The following is a 20,201-nucleotide window of genomic DNA, read 5'->3' on the forward strand; positions in this document are numbered from 1 at the left end:
GCGTAGCGTGACTGAAGAGTCGCAGTGCGCAAAGGGCGGGGCGGCACCCCTGCGCAGACGCGTTCCCCCGACACTCCGGGGAGTCGACGTCGACCACTGTGCGTGATCATCAGAATGCGCCAACTGCGGGAATTCCCAAGGGCTTCGAGGTTCCCCCGGACGGCCGAACACGCTCGGTCAGCACGGACCGCGACCGCCCCGGACGGAGATCATCGCCTGGCGTGTCAACTTCCAGCCGTCGCCGTGTCGTTCGACGTAACCAAGTGAGCGGAGTTCGTATAGTCTGGCGATCGCGTCGTCCCGCGTGGTCTGCGCGCCGCGTGCGATCTCGGCCGCATCCGCCTCCCTCCACCCCGGCAGCGCGGCCAGCACTCTCCGGGCCGCAGGGTCCAGCAGATCCCGCGGCAGCACCGGTCCGCGCCGGTCCGGTGCCAGCTCCCCCATGTCGCCGACCAGTTCGACGACTTCCGCCGCGTCGGTGACCAGCGTGGCGTCCCCGCGCAGCAACTCGTGCACTCCGGCGGACAGGCTGCTGGTGGCCGGCCCGGGCACGCCCATCGTGTGACGCCCGAGCCGCTGCGCCGCCCGCGCGGTGACGAGGGAGCCGCTGCGGTGGGCGGCCTCGACGACCACGGTGCCGCGGGTGAGGGCGGCGATCACCCTGTTGCGCAGCACGAATCTGCTGGGCGTCGGATGATCGCCGGGCGGCAACTCCCCGATCACCAGGCCCTGTTCCGCGATCCTGGTGATCAACTGGGCGTGTCCGCGCGGGTAGGGCCGGTCGACCCCGCAGGCCAGGACGGCGACGGTGGCACCTCCCGCGCCGAGGGCCCCGCGATGGGCGGCGCCGTCGACGCCGTACGCGCCGCCGGACACGACCACCCACCCGCGCTCGGCGAGACCCGTACCGAGGGTGGCGGCCATGTGGGCCCCGTACTCGGTACAGGCGCGGGCGCCGACCACGGCCACCGATCTCAGCGCCCACATCCGCAGGCCGGCCCGTCCGCGGACCCACAGTCCGATCGGCCGCGCGTCCCCGAGGTCGTCGAGCTGCCCCGGCCACTCGGCGTCCCCGGGGGCGACGAACCGCGCCCCGGCCTCCCCCGCGACCTCGAGATCGAACCGCGCGTCGGCCACGAGAGCCCGGGCTCTGAGCCCGCCCCACCGCTTCTCACCCACCCCGGGCAACGGCTCCCCACCGCCCCGCAACCGCGAGGCCACCTCCCGCACTCCCCACTCCCGGATCCACCGCCCCCCGACCTCGTCCCCGGGCTCGATCACCCGAGCCAGGAAGACCCGCTCGATCAACTCGTCGTCGGGTCCGCCGCCGCTCACGTCAGCGCCCCGAGGGCCATCGGCACGCCCCGTGGCACTCCGGTGCGCAGTTGCAGTGCGAGGGCGACGTCGGTCGCGTCGGGGCGGTCGTGGCCGACGAGGTCGGCGACGGTCCAGGCGACCCGCAGGACTCGGTCGAGTCCGCGCGCGGTCAGCACACCGCGTTCCAGATTGCGCTCGGCGTCGTCCATCGCCCCGGACACGGCGTGCCAGCGACTGCGCAGCTCACGCCCGGGCACCTCGCTGTTGGTCCGCCAGGGGGTGCCGGCGAACCGCGTCGCCGCCCGTTCCCTGGCCGCCCGCACCCGGTCCGCGACCACGGCGGTCGACTCGCCCCGGGCACCGCGTCCGGCCAGCTGGTCCCGGGTGACCCGGTCCACCTGGACCCGCAGGTCGACCCGGTCGAGCAGCGGGCCGGAGAGCCGGGCCTGGTAGCGCCGGATCGCCGAGGGCGGGCACTCGCAGAAGTCGTCGTTCTGGGAGAAGCGCCCGCAGGGACACGGATTGGCCGCAAGCACCATCAGGAACTTCGCAGGGAACCGCACGACCCCCGCACTGCGCGCGATCACCACGTGCCCCGCCTCCAGCGGCTGCCGCAGCGCGTCCAGGGCCTGGGTGTTGAACTCGGGTGTCTCGTCCAGGAAGAGGACGCCCCGGTGGGACAGCGACACCGCCCCGGGGCGGGCGATACCGGGTCCGCCGCCGACGAGGGCCTGCATGGTGGCCGAGTGGTGCGGGGCGCAGTAGGGGGCGATGTCCACGAGGGGCTTGCCCGGCGGCAGCAGGCCCGCCACCGAGTGCACCGCCGTCACCTCCAGCGACTCCTCCCGGGTCAGCCGGGGCAGCACGGCGGGCAGCCGCTCGGCGAGCATCGTCTTGCCGGCACCGGGTGGTCCTTCGAGGAACAGATGGTGGCCGCCGGCCGCCGCGACCTCGACCGCCGTGCGGGCGGAGAGCTGCCCGACCACGTCGGCCAGGTCGTGTCCGTGGTCCTGCTGTGCGGCGCCCGCGCTGTGCATCCCGGTGGCGGCACCGGTGCCGGGCACCCGCAGTCCGGCCAGCAGCGGGTCCGGGCGGCCCGGGTCGTCCGGTTCCTCGTCGGGCACCGGCTCGTCCGCGAGGACGGCGATGAGCTGGCGCAGGCTGCGCACGCCCAGCACGGAGACCCCGGGCACGAGGGCCGCCTCGGCCGCGGCGCACTCCGGCACGACGACCTGTTCGTAGCCGGCGTCGGCGGCGGCCAGCACCGCCGGCAGGATGCCCCGGACCGGACGCACCCGCCCGTCCAGGCCCAGCTCCCCGATCATCACGATGTCGGCGAGCACCCGCGGGTCGATCCGCTCGGAGGCGCCGAGCACGGCACACGCGACGGCGAGGTCGAACCCCGAGCCCGCCTTCGGCACCGACGCCGGGCTCAGCCCCACCGTGAGCTTCTTCTGGGGCCATTCACCGCCCGAGTTCACGACGGCCGCCCGGACCCGGTCCCGGCTCTCCGTCAGGCTCTTGTCCGGCAGCCCCACCAGCGTGAACGCCGCGACCCCCGGCTCCAGATCCGCCTGGACCTCGACCACGACCCCTTCGACGCCGACCAGCGCCACCGAGCACGTACGAGCGAACCCCATCTCAGGCCACCCCCCGCGCGTGCTCGACCACGGGTGCCCCGCGCTGCGGCAGCACCACGCCCACCAGGTCGATGCGGACGCCTCCCGGTGGCGCCCCTCCGTGGGCGTGGATCCAGGATGCGGCGAGGCACCGCAGGCGCTCCGCCTTCTCGGGGGTCACCGCGGCCATGGGGTGCTCGAAGGCACCGGCCCGCCGTGTCTTGACCTCGCAGACGACCAGGACCTCTCCGTCCCGCGCCACGATGTCGATCTCGCCGGTCCTGCCACAGCGCCAGTTGCGCTCCAGGACCGTCATCCCGGCCTCGGTCAGCCGCCGCGCGGCCAGACTCTCGCCGTACTTGCCGAGTGCACTGCGTGCGTTCATGTCGGCACCACCTCCGGCACCGACGATCACGCAATCCCGCCCACCGAGTTGATCTTGGTGGACTACTCAGCGGTTGTGGAGAACTCCGTCACCCACACGAGCGAAAACGCCCTGACCGGGTCACCCGCCCGGCAGCTCCAGATCGCTCTTGTTCAGCTCCTCGATGTTCACGTCCTTGAACGTCAACACCCGGACCTGTTTCACGAAGCGAGCCGGCCGATACATGTCCCACACCCACGCATCCGCCATGGACACCTCGAAGAACACCTCACCCTGGACCGAGTGCACCTGCATCTCGTAGTCGTTGGTCAGGTAGAAGCGCCGCTCGGTCTCGATCACGTATTTGAACAGACCGACGACATCGCGGTACTCCCGGTAGAGCTTGAGCTCCATCTCGGTCTCGTACTTCTCGAGGTCCTCGGCGCTCATGGCATGTTCCCCTTCAGCCGTGCGATCCCACTATTGTGCGCCAGTCCCGTCAGCCCCTAGACGATTTCCGTGTCCAGGGTCACGGGCCGGGCCGGGGGACCTTCGTCGAGCAGCCTGCGCAGCAGCTCGGCGAGTCTGGTCGGATACACCGTCTCATGTGCCCGGGTCAGTTCCTGACACGTCCACCAGCGCGCTCCGGCGACAGTGCGCCGCTCCAGCTCGGTGAGGCCCGTCGCCTCGGTGGCCGTCTGCGTCGTACGGGCCAGGTAGTACCACTCGTCCTGGTCCCAGCGACGGCCCGCGAACGGGAAGGAGCAGGTCCGCCGCCAGAGCACCGGACCGAGCTCGACCTCGGTGATGCCGGTCTCCTCGACGAGTTCCCTGAGCGCGGCCTCTTCACGAGTCTCGGCGCCCTCGACTCCGCCGCCCGGTGTGAACCACCAGTCGTCGGCCGGGTCGTCCGGCTCGTGCCCGTGCAGCAGCAGAATGCGGTCCTCGGGGTCGAGCAGCACCACCCGGGCCACCCTGCGCAGTCCGCCCTCGTACGACTCCCCGGAGGCCGCCGACGCCTCATGCGGCACCGACGGGCTCCGTCCGGGCCCGGGAGCGCCCGCCGAGCCGCTTGGCCACCGGCCCGTACGCCCCGCCGCCCAGCACCAGCACCGCGCCGACGACGATCAGGGCGATGACGATCCGCAGCGGCCCCGGCGAGGAGAGCGTGCCGAGCGCCTCGAAGCCGGTGGGGCGCTCCAGCATGCCCTTCATGGGCCACACGACGGCGTCCACGCGCGCGTTGACGGCCGAGACGGCGACGGTGCCCTGGGCCGCGTCGGTGAGGTGGGCGGAGGAGTCCAGCGAGCCCTGGCGCTCGTCACCGAGCAGGAACAACCGCCCCTTGGGCACCTTCACGGTCGGGATGGTCTTGTCCTCGACCGGGCGGCCCTTGAGATAGCCCTCGTCGATCTGCTTGCCGTTGACGGTCAGCTTCCCGTCCGTGCAGCAGGAGACGGTGTCCCCGCCGACCGCGACGACCCGCTTGACCACGGGGGCGTTGGTCACCCAGGTCGTGTCGGTGAAGACAACGACGTCACCCCGGCGTATCTCGTCGCCGTCGACGCGCTGCGCGAGCACCCGGTCGCCGGCGTCGATCGTGGGCGTCATCGAGCTGGTGGGCACGGTGTACGGCCGGTACAGCACCGCTCCCCAGGCGAATCCCCCCAGGAACAGCACGATGCCCAGTGCGACGGCCAGTCCGGACAGTCGCTGTCCGGTCCGGCTGCCCACCGGGCCCGTGCTGGTGCTCCCGCCGCGCGGGGCCGTACGTGCAGTGCTCTCGCCACCCATGGACCCGCACCCTACCCGGCGGTACCTGAGCGGGTCAGCCCCTCCTGCCCGGCCACGGCGACAAGCTCCGCAAAGCTTTCACCAGGCCCGTGGCATCCCGGACGGCCGGAAGTCTCAGCGAGTGCGTTCCGCGGCGATCTTCCTGCGACGCCACAGCGCCACCGGCAGCACACCGACGAGGGCGATCCCCTGCGGCGCGACGGACAGGACCGCGGACGCCGAAGCCTTGTCGTTGATGCCGGACTGGTCGAAGGTGTCCGGCTTCGGCAGCGTGCCCCAGCGGTTGATCGGCCAGGCCTTCACGATGGCGCGACCGACGACGTCGTCGACCGGGACCATGCCGTGGTGCTTGTCCGACTGGTTGTAGCGGGAGTCACGGGAGTTCTGCCGGTGGTCGCCCATCACCCAGATGTAGCCCTTGGGGACCTTCACGGTGAACTGGCCGCCCTGGTCGTCCTGGCTGCACGGGGTGTTGCCGGCGTAGACGTACGACGACTCGTCCAGTGCGTGGCCGTTGACCTTCAGCGGGCCGGTGCCCTCGCAGGAAATCGTGTCGCCGCCGACGCCGATAACGCGCTTGATGAGGTCCTTCTCCTCGGCGGAGGGCATCAGGCCGATCCAGGAGAGGAACGTCTGCACGGCGTTCGGGTCGGCCGTCGGCTCGCCCGCCAGCCAGTTGTCGGGGTCGTGGAAGACGACGACCTCGCCGCGCTCGGGCTCGGATCCGAACCAGGGGGTGAGCTTGTCGACCAGCACGCGGTCACCCTGCTGGAGGGTGTTCTGCATCGAGTCGGAGGGGATGGAGAACGCCTGCACCAGGAACGTCTTGATCAGCAGCGCCAGCACGAGGGCGATGACGACCAGGATCGGCAGCTCCTTCCAGAAGGAGCGTGGCTTCTTCGCCCTGGGGGCCGCGTCGCCCGGCCCGTCTCCCTGCACCTCCGTCGCCGTACCGTCCTCGGTCGCCCCGGAGTCACTCCCGGAGGTCACGGCGCTGTCCGTGGCCGGGTCGGCTTCGCCCACGGGGCGTCCGCGGTGCTCCTCGCCGTCGTGCCCGGACCGTGCGCCAACCGCCACATCCCCCACGCCAACTCCTTACTCTGTGCCGCCGCCTGCTCCGGATACGGCGCAGGCCCACCACTCCCATAACGAGCGGGAGTTCCGCAGGGCTCGGGAGTTGGATCGTTTCGTTCGGATCGTCGTGAGCAACCCTAAGCGACGGCTGGGAAGCTGCGGTCGCCCCGGATGCCGAGTCGGCAACGGAAGAGTAAGTTTTCGGTTCGTTCAGCGAGGTCCAGTGCCCGAAGGGCCACGCGATGACCCGGGCCCGTCCCACGACCGAGTCCAGGGAGACGGTGCCGCCGTAGTCGGTGTCCTGGTGCGCGCGGGAGTCCGCGGAGTTGGCGCGATGGTCGCCCATCACCCACAGCCGCCCCTTGGGGACGGTGATGTCGAACTGCTGGGTGGACGGGGCGTTCCCGGGATACAGGTAGTCGGTCTCGCTCAGGGGGACGCCGTTGACGGTGACCCGGCCCTGGGTGTCACAGCACTTGACGCGGTCGCCGCCGACGCCGACGACCCGCTTGATGAGGTCCTTCTCGTTGTCGGACGGCAGCAGGCCGATGAAGGTGAGCCCTTCCTTGACCTGCTTGACGACGACAGGGTCGTCCTTCCTCGTGGTGGTCTGCTCGTCCTGGAGCCAGCCGCCGGGGTCCTTGAAGACGACGACGTCGCCGCGCTTCGGCTCGGAACCGAACCACGGCGTGAACTTGTCGACCAGGACGCGGTCGCCGATCCGGATCGTCTGCTCCATCGAGCCGGAGGGGATCACGAACGCCTGGACCAGGAAGGTCTTCAGGACGAGGGCTATGAGGACGGCCACGCCGACGAGGAGCGGTATCTCCTTGACCGCGCCGCGCCTTCTGCGCCGCTTGACCTTGCGCTGGAGCTTGCGCCGCTCCGCGCGCGAGCGGCCGCTGGAGGAACCGGAGGCGCGCCGGACGCCGGTGGGCAGCAGCTGGTCGGCCGCGGTGGTCGGCACCCCGCGTGGTTTTCCACGGTTACCCATGCGCGCCCTCCACCGCGGGCACGCGCGCGTAGGCGCCGGTACGCGGCAGCCGGGTCGCGTGGCCGGCGGGCCAGACGATCCAGTCGGCCCGGCCGAGGACGTCGTCGACGGGGACCATGCCGCCGCCGGGCGAGCCCAGATGGTCACGGGAGTCGCTGGAGACACTGCGGTGGTCACCGAGGACGAACAGGCTGCCGTCGGGCACCTCGACGTCGAAGGGCACCGTGGACGGACTGTCGCCCGGGTACAGGAAGCCCGACTCGTCGACCGACCGGCCGTTCACCTGGATCCTCCCCTTCTCGTCGCAGCAGACCACGTGGTCTCCCCCCACACCCACAACGCGCTTGATGTAGTCGCCGTCCCCGAAATACCCAGTTCCGTCGAAGACCACCACATCGCCGCGCCGCGGCTCGGCACCGAAACGGTACGCCAACCTATTTACGAGAACGCGGTCACCGATCCTCAATCCGTTTTCCATGGATCCGCTGGGAATCTGGAAAGGTCTGACCACGAAGCTGCTCAGCAGCAGCAGAAACACCAGGCAGACCAGCAGGGCCAGGGTGATCCGGCCGCCGGGCAGCCACTCGGTGATTCTCGCCACCAACGCGAAACGCGACCGTCCCTCCACGGCCCCTGGTGCAGGGCGGGAGGAGCGGTCGCGCTCCGTCGGCTGTGCTTCGGTGTCCATCGGGGCCAGATGCTATCCGGCCCCGCTGTGACGCCCGGAAAGCGCTCAGTTCTCGCGCTTCTCCTTGATCTTCGCGGCCTTGCCGCGCAGCTCGCGCAGGTAGTACAGCTTCGCGCGACGCACGTCACCGCGGGTGACGAGCTCGATCTTCTCGACGATCGGGGTGTGCACCGGGAAGGTGCGCTCGACGCCGACGGAGAAGGAGACCTTGCGGACCGTGAAGGTCTCGCGGACACCGGCGCCCTGGCGACGGATGACCACGCCCTTGAACTGCTGCACACGGGAGCGGTTGCCCTCGATGACGCGGACGTGGACGTTGACGGTGTCACCCGGGCGGAAGGCCGGGATGTCGCTGCGCAGCGACGCGGCGTCGACGGTGTCGAGCAGGTGAGACATTTCGTCTGCTTTCTTCGCTGATGCCACAGGTCATCAACGGCATCTAGGTGTTCAGGTGAGAGTGGCCGTACGTGTCGGGACGGGCGTCGTGTCCCCCTGTGGCAGGGGCGCACACCGGACAGCGCACAACAGCGGCCTATTCTTCCATGCCTTCCGGCCTGCGCCAAAATCGGCCGTACGACTCCCCCGCGGGGTCCGGCGCCCAGCCCAGGATGGAGAGCATCTCGCGGTCCTTCTTGTCGAAGACCTTGGGATCGCAGCGCTCGACGAGGTCGGGCCGGTGGGCGGTCGTACGCCTGAGCGCCTCGTCGCGGCGCCAGCGGGCGATCTTGCCGTGGTGCCCGCTGAGCAGCACGTCCGGGATGCCCTGGCCGCGCCACTCGGGCGGCTTGGTGTAGACGGGCCCCTCCAGGAGGTTGGCCATGGCTCCGGGCGCGAAGGAGTCGTCGCGGTGCGACTCGGCGTTGCCGAGGACACCGGGCAGCAGCCGGGCCACGGCCTCGGTGATCACCAGTACGGCCGCCTCGCCGCCGGCGAGGACGTAGTCGCCGATGGACACCTCGTAAACGGGCATCCGGGTGGCGTACTCGTCGATCACCCGGCGGTCGATGCCCTCGTAGCGCGCGGGCGTGAAGATCAGCCAGGGGCGCTCGGAGAGCTCCACGGCGAGTTCCTGGGTGAAGGGACGGCCGCTGGGCGTGGGCACGATGAGGGCGGGCCCGTGGGAGCCGGTCTCGTAGCCGTCGGCGAGCGCGGAGTCCAGGGCGTCGCCCCAGGGTCCGGTCTTCATGACCATGCCCGGGCCGCCGCCGTACGGGGTGTCGTCGACGGTGTTGTGGCGGTCGTACGTCCACGCGCGCAGGTCGTGCACGCACACCTGGAGCTGCCCACGCGCGCGTGCCTTGCCGACCAGGGAGACGTTCAGGGGTTCGAGGTACTCGGGGAAGATCGTGACGACGTCGAGGCGCATCTTCTACGACTCTTCCCGCGAGGAGGCGATCTCGGCCCGGTCGTCGATCAGCCCGGGCGGCGGGGTGATGACCGCCTTCTGCTCCTCCAGGTCGATCTCGGCGACGATCTCCTCGACGAACGGGATCATCACCTCGCTGCCGTCGGGCCGCTCCACGATGAAGAGGTCCTGGGAGGGCAGGTGCGAGATCTCGGTGATCCGGCCGACCTCGATGCCGTCGGCGGTGACCACGTCGAGGTCCATGAGCTGGTGGTCGTAGTACTCGTCCTCCTCCTCCGGAAGTTCCTCCGGGTCGACCTCGGCGATGAGGAGGGTGTTACGGAGGGCTTCGGCGGCGGTGCGGTCCTTCACGCCCTCGAAGCGCAGGAGGAGCCGGCCGCTGTGGACCCGGCCGGTCTCGATGGTGAGCGGGCCGGTCGAGGCGGGGTCGGTCGCCAGCACGGCGCCGGGCGCGAGCCGGAGTTCCGGCTCGTCGGTACGGACCTCTACGGTGACCTCGCCCTTGATGCCGTGGGCGCGGCCGATCCGAGCGACTACGAGCTGCACTTTCCAAGATCTCCTGTGGTGAGGACCCTTAACCAACGACTACGGGCCGGGGACGGCCAGGCGGCCCTCCCCGGCCCGTGCCGGTGCTGTGCTGCGTCAGCGGACGTGGTCCACGTCGACGAGGTCGACACGGACACCGCGGCCGCCGATTGCGCCCACGACGGTACGCAGGGCACGTGCGGTGCGGCCGTTGCGGCCGATCACCTTGCCGAGGTCGTCGGGGTGCACCCGGACCTCGAGCACCCGCCCGCGGCGCAGGTTGCGCGAGGCGACCTGCACATCGTCGGGGTTGTCGACGATGCCCTTCACGAGGTGCTCGAGAGCCTCCTCGAGCATGCTCAGGCCTCGGTCGACTCGGACTCGGCGGCGGCCTCGTCCTTCTTCTCGGCCTTCTTCTTCTGGGTGATGGCCTCACCCTTGCCCTCGTCGTCGCCACCGAGGGCGTCGAACACCGGGCGCGTGGCCTTCGGCTCGGCCACGAGCAGCGGAGCCGGAGCCGGCAGGCCCTTGAACTTCTGCCAGTCGCCGGTCAGCTTGAGGATGGCGAGAACCGGCTCGGTCGGCTGCGCGCCGACACCCAGCCAGTACTGCGCACGCTCGGTGTCGACCTCGATGCGCGAGGGGTTCTGCACCGGGTGGTACAGGCCGATCTCCTCGATCGCACGGCCGTCACGGCGGGTGCGGGAGTCGGCGACGACGATGCGGTAGTGAGGCGAACGGATCTTGCCCAGACGCTTCAGCTTGATCTTGACTGCCACGGGAGTGGGTTCTCCTGGTTTTGACGTGGTTGGGCACGGCGAGATTGCCGCGTGGGGTTGCGGTACCCGAGTGCCCGATGGACGCGTCAGCCGGAGGCGAGAGGGTTCCTGTGCGGCTGTCGAGTACAGCTAGCCATTGTGCCACACCCCGCGGCTCCCCTCGGACCGAAGGCCGCGCACGCGCATGCCTGAGGGGCACCCGGCACACCGGGTGCCCCCGGGCAGGAGCGCGACTGCCACGAGCAGCCGCGATCTCAGCCCGCCGCGGCGCCCACGATCTCGGGGATCCGGAACGGCTTCCCGCAGCCCCCGCAGACGATCGGCGCCTGGGCGAGGACCGACGGGACGACCCGTACGTTGCGCCCGCAGTCGCAGACCGCCTTGACCCGGACGCCGCCCCCGGAGGAGCCGTGCCGGGCCGCCGGGCCCCGGAAGGAGCGGGCGGTGTCCGCGGAGGTGGCCGCGGTGTGGGCCTTCAGCGCGCGCTGGAGCCGCTCGATGGTCGGGCGGTAGCGGCGCTTGGCCTCGGGGGTGAGCGTGACCAGGGAGAAACCGCTGCTCGGATGCGGCTCCTCCGGGTGGTCCAGGCCCATCTCCTCGGCGATCGCGAGGAATCTGCGGTTGTGGTAGCGGCCGGCGCGGGAGGTGTCGCGAATGCCTCGCGCGGCGGCGATGCCGTGGACTGCCTCGTGAAGCAGTCGCTCGAAGGAGAGCTCGTGACCGCACGCGGACGACGACTCCCCGATCAGGGACTCTGGCGCGGCAAGGTCCGGCAGTTCGGGGTGGTACCGCTGAATGTCGGCCCACGCCTCTGCCAGCTCTGCGGCGAGAACAGGTGGTGTCTGTGTCGTGCTCACGTAATGACAACGAGCCAGAGTGCCGCTGTGTTCCTATTCCGGGGCATCCCAAATAATTTGCACGTACCCGTCAGTTGCCGCTGATGCGTGGAGACGAGGGCGGGTGCGCTGATCTGCGGAGAAGCCTCACAGCTCGTACCAAGCTGGTGCGTAGTGTGAGGTACGCCCCGGCGCGTAGATCGTGTCCACGCGCCGGTGCGGCTGTGATCCGCAGGTGCGCAAGAGGCGTTTCGGTCGCTCTCGCACCGGAAGGGCCCTGTCTCAGTAAGCGCGCGCGACAACTGCGACGTTACCGGGGGCGTCATCGGTTCCCGGCACCGACCCGTCCTCCGCGACCAGACACCGTACGGTCACCCCGTGCTCACCCAGCCTGGCCTCGCCTTCTTCGCCGAGCACCGCCCACGGAACCCGCGCCCAGCCGCCGCCGACCGCGGCCTCGACGGCCTCGTCGAACGTCGACACGTCGGCGGTACGGGACACACGGCGCTCCCGGGACTGGGCCAGCAGCAGCGCCTGGTCCTCCTCAAGGAGCCCGGGGAGCAGGGCCGCCAGGGAATCCAGCGCCACGGCCTCCTTGCCTCCCGGGATCCGGCGGGCCACCATCGCGGTGCCGTTCTCCAGGTCACGGGGCCCGACCTCGACCCGGACCGGCACGCCCTTGAGCTCCCAGTCGACCGCGCGGCGGCCGAAGGGGGTGTCGGTGCGGTCGTCGACGTGGACGCGCAGACCCGCGGCTTTCAGCTGATCGCCGAGCGCGCGGACCTTGGCCAGAACCGCTTCGTCGCCCTTGATGGCGAGTACGACGACCTGGGTCTGCGCCAGCCGCGGCGGGACCCGCAGGCCGTCGTCGTCGCCGTGCATCATCACCAGGGCGCCGATCATGCGGGTGGTCGAGCCCCAGGAGGTCTGCCAGACGAGTTCCTGGGTGCCGTCCTTCGACAGGTACGTGGTGTTGAAGGCCTTGGCGAAGTTCTGGCCCAACTCGTGGCTGGTGGCCATCTGGAGGGCCTTGCCGTCGCCCATCATGCCTTCCAGCGTGAGGGTGTTGACGGCACCGGCGAACCGCTCCTTGACGGTCTTGCGGCCGGGGACGACGTCCATGGCGAGGACGTTCGTCATGAAGTCCTCGTAGACCTCACGGTGGATGTGCGAGGCGAACGCGCGCGCGTCCTCCCGGGTGGCGTGCGCGGTGTGGCCCTCCTGCCACAGGAACTCCGTCGTACGCAGGAACAGCCGGGGCCGAAGCTCCCAACGCACCACGTTGGCCCACTGGTTGATCAGCAGGGGCAGGTCGCGGTAGCTCTGCACCCACTTCGAGAAGTAGTCGTTGATGATCATCTCGGAAGTGGGGCGGACGACCGCGGGCTCTTCGAGTTCCTTGCCGCCGCCGTGGGTGACGACCGCGAGTTCGGGCGCGAAGCCCTCGACGTGGTCGGCCTCGCGGGTGAGGTACGACTGCGGGATCAGCAGCGGGAAGTACGCGTTCTGGGTGCCCGTCTCCTTGATGCGGGCGTCCATCTCGGCCTGCATCCGCTCCCACAGCCCGTACCCGTACGGTCGGATGACCATGGTGCCGCGCACCGGACCGTTGTCGGCCAGTTCGGCCTTGGTGATCAGATCCTGGTACCAGCGCGGAAAGTCGTCCGCCCGGGGCGTGAGAACAGGTGCCTTTGCCATAGCGGGATGCTACGGGCACACGTTGCCGTCATGTGAATTCTTTTCGCCCGCGTGGCCGAGCCGCAAGCCGGGGCCCACACCCTCTGGACGAGCGGTCGAGTGCGGAGTTACCTGGCATACGGGGGGAGTGCGAGCGCACGTCACGGGGGCCACGTGATCGGGCACAGAGGCAACTCTCGGCGGATTGGGGCGCTTATCCATGACACCTACGCTCGTGCGGCAGCACCTGCCCTCGGCGGGAGACACCTCCCGCGCGGACCCCGGTGCACGCGCGCGTGACTGGTCCGAGATCCAGGAGCGGATGCTGGTTCCGCTGTACGAGGCCGTCTACGAGCGACTGGAAGTGGGCCCGGAGACACGGCTGTTGGGCCTCGGCTGCGGCAGCGGACTCGCCCTGCTGATGGCCGCCTCCCGGGGCGCCGCGGTCTCCGGTGTCGAGTCCTCCGCACCCGAGCGGCTGGCCCTCGCGAGAGAGCGTCTGCTGCCGGACACGTGGACCACGCGCGCGCGTGGCGGGACCCGGCTCGTCGACGGACCGCCCGAGGCCACCACGGGCGCCGGCACTCCCCCGTACACCGTCGTGACCGCCTTCGAGCCGATCGGGTGTCTCGCGGGCGACGCGGAGGGCCTGGAGGAGCTGCTCGGCTCGGCGACTCCGCTCGCCGCGCGGGGGGCGCCCGTGGTGCTCGCCGGCTGGGGTCCGCCGGAGCGGTGCGCCACGTCGTCCGTGCTGCGGGTGGCCACCAGGCTGGCGGATCCCCTGCGCAGCACGGGCAGTTGGCGCCCGGCCCTGCGCGACGACCTGGAGGAGGTCGCCCAGCGGGCCGGGCTCAGGCCGGACGGTTCGGGGCGGGTGTCCTGTCCCTTCGGGTACGCCGATCCCGACAGCGCGCTCAGGGGGCTGCTGTCGACCGGGCTCTTCGACGCGGCCGCCGAGGCGACCGACCAGGCCCAGGTGGACAAGGAGTTGGCGGAAGCCCTGCATCCTTACCAGCGCCGGGACGGCACGGTGTGGATGCCGAACGTCTTCCGGTACCTGATCGCGAGAGTTCCCTGAGTCCGCTCAGGAGTCCTTCGTCAGCCGCGTGACCCCCGCGATCCGGTACGCGTCCGCCTCCTCCAGCGTCTCGTTCTCCAGCAACGCCTGGGCCAGCGCGTCCAGTTGGCCCCGGTGCTCGGTGAGCTTGCGGCACGCCTCGTCGTAGCACTCGTCGACGATCCGCCGCATCTCGCCGTCGATCACGTCGAGGGTCTGGGGCGCGGCGGCGAGTCCGTACGCCTGCTGGACGTCGTTGGGGAGGGCGGACAGACGGCCCACCCGCTCGCTCATGCCCCACCGCGCGACCATCCCGCGCGCGATGTTGGTGACCTGTTCCAGGTCGCTCTCCGCGCCGGTGGTGATGACGCCGTAGACGACCTGCTCCGCCGCCATGCCGCCGAGCGCGCCGATGATCCGGCCGCGCAGGTACTCCTCGGTGTACGCGTACTTGTCGGCGTCCGGCGTCGAGAGCGTGACGCCGAGGGCCCGGCCGCGCGGGACGATGGTGATCTTGCGGACGGGGTCGGCGCCGGGCTGGAGCATGCCGAGGAGGGCGTGTCCGCTCTCGTGGTAGGCGGTGCGCCGGCGCTCCTCCTCGGGCATCACCAGGGGCCGTTCCGCGCCCAGTTGGACCTTCTCCAGGGCCTCCGAGAGGTCGGTCTGGGTGACCTGCTCCTGCTTGCGCTTGACCGCGAGGAGCGCGGCCTCGTTGGCGAGGTTGGCGAGTTCGGCGCCGGTCATGCCCGGAGTCGTACGGGCGACCTGGGCGAGGTTCACGTCCTCGGCGAGCGGGATCTCGCGGGTGTGGATCTCCAGGATGGCCTCGCGGCCGCCGCGGTCCGGGGGCGAGACCATGACGACCCGGTCGAAGCGGCCGGGGCGGGTCAGGGCCGGGTCCAGGACGTCGGCGCGGTTGGTGGCGGCGATGACGATGACGCCCTCGGACCCGGAGAAGCCGTCCATCTCGGTGAGGATCTGGTTGAGGGTCTGCTCGCGCTCGTCGTGGCCGCCCATGCCCGAACCGCCGCCCCGCGCGCGTCCGATGGTGTCGATCTCGTCGATGAAGATGATCGACGGGGCCACCTTGCGGGCCTCGGCGAACAGCTCACGCACGCGTGAGGCGCCGACGATCATCTCGATGAACTCGGACGCGGAGGCCGAGAAGAACGGCACCCCGGCCTCTCCGGCCACCGCGCGCGCGAGCAGGGTCTTGCCGGTGCCGGGCGGGCCCGCGAGGAGCACACCGCGGGGCATCTTGGCGCCCATCTTCCGGTACGCGTCGGGGTTCTTCAGGAAGTCGACGACGTCGTTCAGCTCGCCCTCGACCTCGTCGATGCCGGCCACGTCCTCGAAGGTGGTGCGCTTCTTGCCGGGCTCCAGCTCGACCGGTTTGGGCGGGGTCTTGCGGCCGAGCATGCCGCCCGCGCCGCCGAGCCCCGCGCTCATCCGCCGGGCGATGAAGATCCACAGCACCACCAGGAGCAGCATCGGGGCCAGCGCGATCAGCAGGTTGGCCAGGAAGCTGCGGTGCTGGACGACCGGCTCCGCGGTGACCGTGACACTGTGCTTGGTCAGGTCCTCCCAGAGCTGGTCGTCCGCGAAGGTCGGCCGCTCGGTGTTGAACTTGGTGTAGGTGCCGTCGCCCTCGGGGTTGTCCTGCTTCTTCTTGAGCTGGCCCTGGATGGCGTCGCCCTTGGCGTAGATCTTGCTGACGTTGCCGGCGTCGACCTGCTTGCTGAACTCCGTGTAGGAGATCGTCGGCTCGTCGCCCTCGTTGAAGAAGGACAGCACGAGGTTGGCGATCAGGTACACGACCAGCGCGGTGACGATCAGGCTCCACCAGCCGCCGCGCGGCCTGCGCCCGCCTGAGGGCGGCTTCGGCGGCTCCTCGGGGGTGCCCTCGGTACGCCAGGGCTGCTCGGGAGACTTGCGCGGCGGGGCGGGGTTGGTCATATCCGGACGTTACGACATGGGCCAAACCCCGGCACCCGCAGCGGTGAACTCAGCCCATGAACTTCTTGAACTCGTCCGGCAGCTCGAAGTCCTGCGGGGCCTGCTGGCCGGGCACCCCGAAGGCGCTGCCGCCCTGGGCCGCCTTGCGCGCGGCCTCCTCCTGCTCCTGCTGCTTGCGCTTCATCGGGTTGCCGGAGCGCTGCTTGCCCTTGGCCTGCTTCGGCTGCTTCTTGGTCCGGCCGGGGCCGCCGCCCATGCCCGGAATCCCGGGCATGCCCGGCATCCCGCCGCCCTGGGCCATGCGGGACATCATCTTGCGGGCCTCGAAGAACCGCTCGACGAGGTTCTTCACCGCGCTGACCTCGACGCCGGAGCCCCTGGCGATACGGGCGCGGCGGGAGCCGTTGATGATCGTGGCGTCGGCGCGCTCGGCCGGGGTCATCGACTTGATGATCGCGGCGGTGCGGTCGACGTCCCGCTCGTCGATGTTGTTGATCTGCTCCTTGATCTGGCCCATGCCGGGCATCATCCCGAGGAGCTTCGAGATGGAGCCCATCTTCCTGACCTGCTCCATCTGGGCCAGGAAGTCGTCGAGGGTGAAGTCCTGGCCCTTCTTGGAGGCGAGCTTGGAGGCCATCTTGGCGGCCTCTTCCTCGCTGAACTCCTTGCCCGCCTTCTCGAACAGGGTGGCGAGGTCACCCAGGTCGAGGATGCGGGAGGCCATCCGGTCCGGGTGGAAGACGTCGAAGTCCTCCAGCTTCTCGCCGTTCGACGCGAACATGATCGGCTTGCCGGTGACCGAGGCGATCGACAGGGCCGCGCCACCGCGGGCGTCGCCGTCGAGCTTGGAGAGGACCACACCGTCGAAGCCGACGCCGTCGCGGAAGGCCTCCGCGGTGTTCACGGCGTCCTGGCCGATCATCGCGTCGACGACGAAGAGGATCTCGTCCGGAGAGACCGCGTCCCGGATGTCCGCGGCCTGCCGCATCATGTCCTGGTCGATGCCGAGGCGGCCGGCGGTGTCCACGATCACGATGTCGTGGACCTTGGCCTTCGCGTGCTGGACCGAGTCCTTGGCGACCTTGACCGGGTCGCCCACGCCATTGCCCGGCTCCGGGGCGAAGACGGCCACGCCGGCGCGCTCGGCGACGACGCTCAGCTGGGTGACCGCGTTCGGGCGCTGGAGGTCGGCGGCGACCAGAAGGGGCGAGTGGCCCTCTTCCTTGAGGTGCTTGGCGAGCTTGCCCGCGAGAGTGGTCTTACCGGCACCCTGGAGACCCGCGAGCATGATCACGGTCGGCGGCTGCTTGGCGAAGCGCAGGCGACGCGTCTGGCCGCCCAGGATGGTGACCAGCTCTTCGTTGACGATGTCGAGGACCCGCTGGGCGGGGTAGCGCGTGTTGGCGAGCTCGGGGCCGAGGGCGCGCTCCTTGACGTTCTTGATGAACGCCCGCACGACGGGCAGGGCCACGTCCGCTTCGAGCAGCGCGATCCGGATCTCGCGCGCGGTGGCGTCGATGTCCGCCTCGCTCAGACGCCCCTTGCCGCGGAGGTTCTTGAAGGTCGCTGAGAGGCGATCGGAGAGAGTATCGAACACGGCGGCGTCGGTCCTCGGAGTCGGGGGCAGTGTGAGCGTCTTCCAGGGTATCCCGGCTCGGTGCTGAGCCGGGATCCCGTGTCAGCCCCGCAACGTCTCCTCTAGTCTCCGCGCCACGGAAGCCGCGTCCCCGCTCGCCAGCGGGGCGTCCTTGCCGTCGGTCACGTAGAACGCGTCGACCGCGTTGGCGCCCAGCGTGCTCACATGCATGCTGCGCACCCGCACCTCCGCGTCCTCCAGCGCCGATCCGATCCGGAAGAGCAGTCCGGGGGCGTCCTGGGCGCGTACCTCGATGACGGTGGCGTGCCGGGAGGCCGCTGGGGCGACCGTCACGCGCGCGGGGGGCGCGACGGCGCCCCGGCGTCTGGGGTAGGCGGCGTCGCGCTCGGCCAGCCGCCCGGCGATGTCCAGCGAGCCGTCCAGGGCCCGTACGAGGTCGGCGCGCAGCCGGGCGGCCTGCGGCAGCGAGCCGTACTGGGCGGCGACCCGCCAGTTCAGCAGGAGCACGGCGCCCTCGACGCCGTCGGGCAGGTCCAGGGCGCGCAGTTCCGCGGTGCGCACGGTCAGGCGGTGCATGGCCAGCACTCCGGCGACGGCGGGGAGCACGCCCGGCTGGTCCGGTACGGCGATGAGGAGTTCCACGCCGAGCGGCTCGGGGTCCCCGGCCGACGCGCCCTCGGGGGCGGCGGGCGGCTCGGTCTGCGCGCGCAGGGACAGCACCGGGCCGCCGGTGGCGACCGCCTCGATGGCGAGCCGCTCCTGTTCGGCGGTGGGCGCTGCGGCCTCGGGCTCGTCGAGGTCGTCCCCGGCGAGCACCGCACCGACCCGCTTGACCAGGTCGGCGACGAGCGAGCCCCGCCAGGACGACCAGGCGGCCGGCCCGGTGGCCAGGGCGTCCGCCTCGGTCAGCGCGTGCAGCAGCTCCAGGGTGCCCTGCGACCCGACCGCCTCGGCGACGGAGCGCACGGTGGCCGGGTCCTCCAGGTCACGCCGGGTGGCGGTGTCGACGAGCAGCAGGTGGTGCCGTACGAGAGTCGCCAGTACGGCGACGTCGTCGCGGTCGAAGCCGATCCGTCCCGCCACGTCGCGCGCGATGATCTCGCCGGCCACCGAGTGGTCGCCCGGCCAGCCCTTGCCGATGTCGTGCAGCAGCGCGGCGACCAGCAGCAGGTCGGGGCGGTGGACGCGCCGGGTGAACTCGGAGGCGCGCACGGCCGTCTCGATGAGGTGCCGGTCGACGGTCCAGATGTGCACGGCGTTGCGCTGCGGGCGGCACCGGACCCGCTCCCAGTCGGGCAGCAGCCGGGTGATCAGGCCCTCCGCCTCCAGCGCCTCCCAGACGTCGACGGTCGAGCGTCCGGAGCCGAGCAGGGTGACGAGCTGTTCGCGGGCCTCGGCGGGCCACGGGGTGGGCAGGGCGCGGGCGTTGGCCGCCATGCGCCGTACGGCATGCAGGGAGAGCGGGAGCCCGGCCTGGGCCGCGGCGGCCGCGGCGCGCAGCGGGAGCACGGGGTCGCGGTCGGGGCGCGCGGCACGGGCGAGCACCACCTCGCCGTCCTGCTCGACGACCCCCTCGGCCAGCGGAGACCTCTCGGCCACCGGCTTGCCGCCGCCGAGCATGGCCCGCAGCCGGGGCCGTACGGAACGCGACCTGAGCACGCGGCCGACCTCGCGCCAGGTGACGTCACTGGCGTACGAGATGACGCGGGCCGCTTCGTAGACCTGGCGCAGCAGGGTGTCGGCGTCCAGGAGGCCGAGTTCGGCGGCGACCTGGTCCTGCTCCTGGAGGGCGAGCCGGTCGGTGGCGCGGCCCGTGGTCAGGTGCAGGGCGTCCCGGACGTCGAGCAGCCGGCGCCGGGCGTCGTCGAGGCCCTCGCGCGGGGCGTCGGCCAGCCAGGAGGCGGCGACGGCGCGCAGGGCGGTGGCGTCCCGGAGTCCGCCGCGGGCCTCCTTGAGGTCGGGTTCCAGGAGGTACTGGAGCTCGCCCTGGCGCTCGGCGCGCTCGGCGCACAGCTCCTGGAGTTCGGGGAGCCGCTTGGGCGCCTGGTTGCGCCAGTCCGCGAGGACCGCCGTACGCAGTCCCGCTGTCAGCCCCAGGTCGCCGGCGATGTGACGGGCGTCCAGGAGACCGAGTTGGACTTTCAAATCCTCCCCGGCCGTCTTGCGCGCCTCCATAGGGGTGCGCACGGAGTGGTCGAGGGCGAGGCCGAGGTCCCACACCGGGTACCAGATGCGGTCGGCCAGGGCGGCGACCGCGCCCGAGTCGCTGCCGTCGTGGAGCAGGACCAGGTCCAGGTCGCTGCGCGGGGACAGCTCGCCGCGGCCGTAGCCGCCGACGGCGATCAGGGAGACCCCGCGCAGCTGCTCGGCGCCCGCGGTGAACAGCCCCGAGAGCCAGTCGTCCGTCAGTTCGGCGAGGGCGGAACGGCGCGGCGGCCCGGACCGCGCCCCCTCCTGGAGGAGGCGCAGCCGGGCCGCCGCGTAGCCGCTGGGTCCCGAGTCCTCTACGTCCTTGTGCACGTCCGTGCTCGTCACCCAGCAGCTCCTGTTCTGTTCTT

At 71.1% G+C, this 20,201-nt stretch carries 20 protein-coding genes; 1 reads left to right on the forward strand and 19 read right to left on the reverse strand.

Features of this window, described 5'->3' with window-relative positions; translation table 11 throughout:
• Positions 1–177 precede the first annotated feature (177 nt).
• From dprA to proS, 16 genes are all read right to left on the reverse strand, one after another.
• Positions 178–1,335: a DNA-processing protein DprA gene (gene dprA / locus G3I78_RS28570; protein WP_164429647.1), complete on the reverse strand. Its 1,158-nt coding sequence runs from the start codon at positions 1,333–1,335 to the stop codon at positions 178–180.
• Positions 1,332–2,957, reverse strand: coding sequence for a YifB family Mg chelatase-like AAA ATPase (locus G3I78_RS28575; RefSeq protein WP_164429649.1), 1,626 nt, complete (start codon positions 2,955–2,957; stop codon positions 1,332–1,334). The genes dprA and G3I78_RS28575 overlap by 4 nt, the downstream gene beginning before the upstream one ends.
• A gap of 1 nt (position 2,958) precedes the next feature.
• Positions 2,959–3,321, reverse strand: a complete 363-nt coding sequence (locus tag G3I78_RS28580) for a YraN family protein (RefSeq protein WP_164429651.1) — start codon at positions 3,319–3,321, stop codon at positions 2,959–2,961.
• A 120-nt stretch (positions 3,322–3,441) separates the two neighbouring features.
• Entirely contained in the window at positions 3,442–3,750 is a 309-nt protein-coding gene (locus G3I78_RS28585) for a DUF2469 domain-containing protein (protein WP_003965949.1), read from the reverse strand.
• 56 nt (positions 3,751–3,806) lie between these two features.
• A complete protein-coding gene (locus G3I78_RS28590; RefSeq protein WP_164429653.1) occupies positions 3,807–4,331 on the reverse strand; it encodes an NUDIX hydrolase in 525 nt (174 codons plus the stop codon).
• A complete protein-coding gene (gene lepB, locus G3I78_RS28595) occupies positions 4,321–5,094 on the reverse strand; it encodes a signal peptidase I (protein WP_164429655.1) in 774 nt (257 codons plus the stop codon). Before lepB (G3I78_RS28595) ends, G3I78_RS28590 begins: the two co-directional genes overlap by 11 nt.
• Positions 5,095–5,208: 114 nt before the next feature.
• The gene (lepB, locus tag G3I78_RS28600; RefSeq protein WP_164429657.1) at positions 5,209–6,180 is read right to left on the reverse strand and encodes a signal peptidase I; all 972 of its coding nucleotides are present in this window, start codon (positions 6,178–6,180) and stop codon (positions 5,209–5,211) included.
• The gene (gene lepB / locus G3I78_RS28605; RefSeq protein ID WP_164429659.1) at positions 6,068–7,162 is read right to left on the reverse strand and encodes a signal peptidase I; all 1,095 of its coding nucleotides are present in this window, start codon (positions 7,160–7,162) and stop codon (positions 6,068–6,070) included. Before lepB (G3I78_RS28605) ends, lepB (G3I78_RS28600) begins: the two co-directional genes overlap by 113 nt.
• A complete protein-coding gene (gene lepB, locus G3I78_RS28610) occupies positions 7,155–7,850 on the reverse strand; it encodes a signal peptidase I (protein WP_164429661.1) in 696 nt (231 codons plus the stop codon). The genes lepB (G3I78_RS28605) and lepB (G3I78_RS28610) overlap by 8 nt, the downstream gene beginning before the upstream one ends.
• 45 nt (positions 7,851–7,895) lie before the next feature.
• Positions 7,896–8,246, reverse strand: coding sequence for a 50S ribosomal protein L19 (gene rplS, locus G3I78_RS28615; protein ID WP_164429663.1), 351 nt, complete (start codon positions 8,244–8,246; stop codon positions 7,896–7,898).
• A gap of 136 nt (positions 8,247–8,382) precedes the next feature.
• Positions 8,383–9,216, reverse strand: a complete 834-nt coding sequence (gene trmD / locus G3I78_RS28620; protein WP_164429665.1) for a tRNA (guanosine(37)-N1)-methyltransferase TrmD — start codon at positions 9,214–9,216, stop codon at positions 8,383–8,385.
• A gap of 3 nt (positions 9,217–9,219) precedes the next feature.
• Entirely contained in the window at positions 9,220–9,762 is a 543-nt protein-coding gene (gene rimM / locus G3I78_RS28625; protein WP_164429667.1) for a ribosome maturation factor RimM, read from the reverse strand.
• 96 nt (positions 9,763–9,858) lie between these two features.
• On the reverse strand, positions 9,859–10,098 hold the full coding sequence (locus tag G3I78_RS28630; RefSeq protein WP_003973401.1) for an RNA-binding protein: 240 nt from the start codon (positions 10,096–10,098) through the stop codon (positions 9,859–9,861).
• A 2-nt stretch (positions 10,099–10,100) separates the two neighbouring features.
• Positions 10,101–10,520 carry a 30S ribosomal protein S16 gene (gene rpsP, locus G3I78_RS28635; RefSeq protein ID WP_164429669.1) on the reverse strand — a complete coding sequence of 140 codons (420 nt, stop codon included), beginning with the start codon at positions 10,518–10,520 and terminating at the stop codon, positions 10,101–10,103.
• A 254-nt stretch (positions 10,521–10,774) separates the two neighbouring features.
• Positions 10,775–11,377: a hypothetical protein gene (locus G3I78_RS28640; RefSeq protein WP_123991862.1), complete on the reverse strand. Its 603-nt coding sequence runs from the start codon at positions 11,375–11,377 to the stop codon at positions 10,775–10,777.
• A 261-nt stretch (positions 11,378–11,638) separates the two neighbouring features.
• Positions 11,639–13,054 (reverse strand): proline--tRNA ligase, encoded by a 1,416-nt coding sequence (proS, locus tag G3I78_RS28645; protein WP_164429670.1) that lies wholly within the window; start codon positions 13,052–13,054, stop codon positions 11,639–11,641.
• A gap of 199 nt (positions 13,055–13,253) precedes the next feature.
• On the opposite strand from proS, the gene G3I78_RS28650 reads away from it, so the two are divergent.
• On the forward strand, positions 13,254–14,111 hold the full coding sequence (locus G3I78_RS28650; RefSeq protein ID WP_164429671.1) for an SAM-dependent methyltransferase: 858 nt from the start codon (positions 13,254–13,256) through the stop codon (positions 14,109–14,111).
• Between the two features lie 6 nt (positions 14,112–14,117).
• Here the strand turns inward: G3I78_RS28650 and ftsH are convergent, their stop codons facing one another.
• The 3 genes from ftsH to G3I78_RS28665 all read right to left on the reverse strand — a co-directional run bounded on the left by ftsH (position 14,118) and on the right by G3I78_RS28665 (position 20,178).
• Positions 14,118–16,046: an ATP-dependent zinc metalloprotease FtsH gene (gene ftsH / locus G3I78_RS28655; protein WP_164429672.1), complete on the reverse strand. Its 1,929-nt coding sequence runs from the start codon at positions 16,044–16,046 to the stop codon at positions 14,118–14,120.
• Between the two features lie 49 nt (positions 16,047–16,095).
• Positions 16,096–17,643, reverse strand: a complete 1,548-nt coding sequence (gene ffh / locus G3I78_RS28660) for a signal recognition particle protein (RefSeq protein ID WP_164429673.1) — start codon at positions 17,641–17,643, stop codon at positions 16,096–16,098.
• Between the two features lie 81 nt (positions 17,644–17,724).
• On the reverse strand, positions 17,725–20,178 hold the full coding sequence (locus G3I78_RS28665) for a [protein-PII] uridylyltransferase (RefSeq protein ID WP_164429674.1): 2,454 nt from the start codon (positions 20,176–20,178) through the stop codon (positions 17,725–17,727).
• Between the last annotated feature and the right edge of the window lie 23 nt (positions 20,179–20,201).

The organism is Streptomyces sp. SID13726, assembly GCF_010548375.1.
GTDB lineage: Bacteria > Actinomycetota > Actinomycetes > Streptomycetales > Streptomycetaceae > Streptomyces.

What these genes read in the sequence shown, in the direction of transcription:
- G3I78_RS28650 (WP_164429671.1), top strand. Translation starts at nt 13,254, where the DNA reads ATGACACCTACGCTCGTGCGGCAGCACCTGCCCTCGGCGGGAGACACC.
- lepB (WP_164429659.1), bottom strand. Translation starts at nt 7,162, where the DNA reads ATGGGTAACCGTGGAAAACCACGCGGGGTGCCGACCACCGCGGCCGAC.
- G3I78_RS28630 (WP_003973401.1), bottom strand. Translation starts at nt 10,098, where the DNA reads ATGCTCGAGGAGGCTCTCGAGCACCTCGTGAAGGGCATCGTCGACAAC.
- ftsH (WP_164429672.1), bottom strand. Translation starts at nt 16,046, where the DNA reads ATGACCAACCCCGCCCCGCCGCGCAAGTCTCCCGAGCAGCCCTGGCGT.
- lepB (WP_164429661.1), bottom strand. Translation starts at nt 7,850, where the DNA reads ATGGACACCGAAGCACAGCCGACGGAGCGCGACCGCTCCTCCCGCCCT.
- rplS (WP_164429663.1), bottom strand. Translation starts at nt 8,246, where the DNA reads ATGTCTCACCTGCTCGACACCGTCGACGCCGCGTCGCTGCGCAGCGAC.
- G3I78_RS28575 (WP_164429649.1), bottom strand. Translation starts at nt 2,957, where the DNA reads ATGGGGTTCGCTCGTACGTGCTCGGTGGCGCTGGTCGGCGTCGAAGGG.
- G3I78_RS28585 (WP_003965949.1), bottom strand. Translation starts at nt 3,750, where the DNA reads ATGAGCGCCGAGGACCTCGAGAAGTACGAGACCGAGATGGAGCTCAAG.
- G3I78_RS28580 (WP_164429651.1), bottom strand. Translation starts at nt 3,321, where the DNA reads ATGAACGCACGCAGTGCACTCGGCAAGTACGGCGAGAGTCTGGCCGCG.
- trmD (WP_164429665.1), bottom strand. Translation starts at nt 9,216, where the DNA reads ATGCGCCTCGACGTCGTCACGATCTTCCCCGAGTACCTCGAACCCCTG.
- lepB (WP_164429655.1), bottom strand. Translation starts at nt 5,094, where the DNA reads ATGGGTGGCGAGAGCACTGCACGTACGGCCCCGCGCGGCGGGAGCACC.
- proS (WP_164429670.1), bottom strand. Translation starts at nt 13,054, where the DNA reads ATGGCAAAGGCACCTGTTCTCACGCCCCGGGCGGACGACTTTCCGCGC.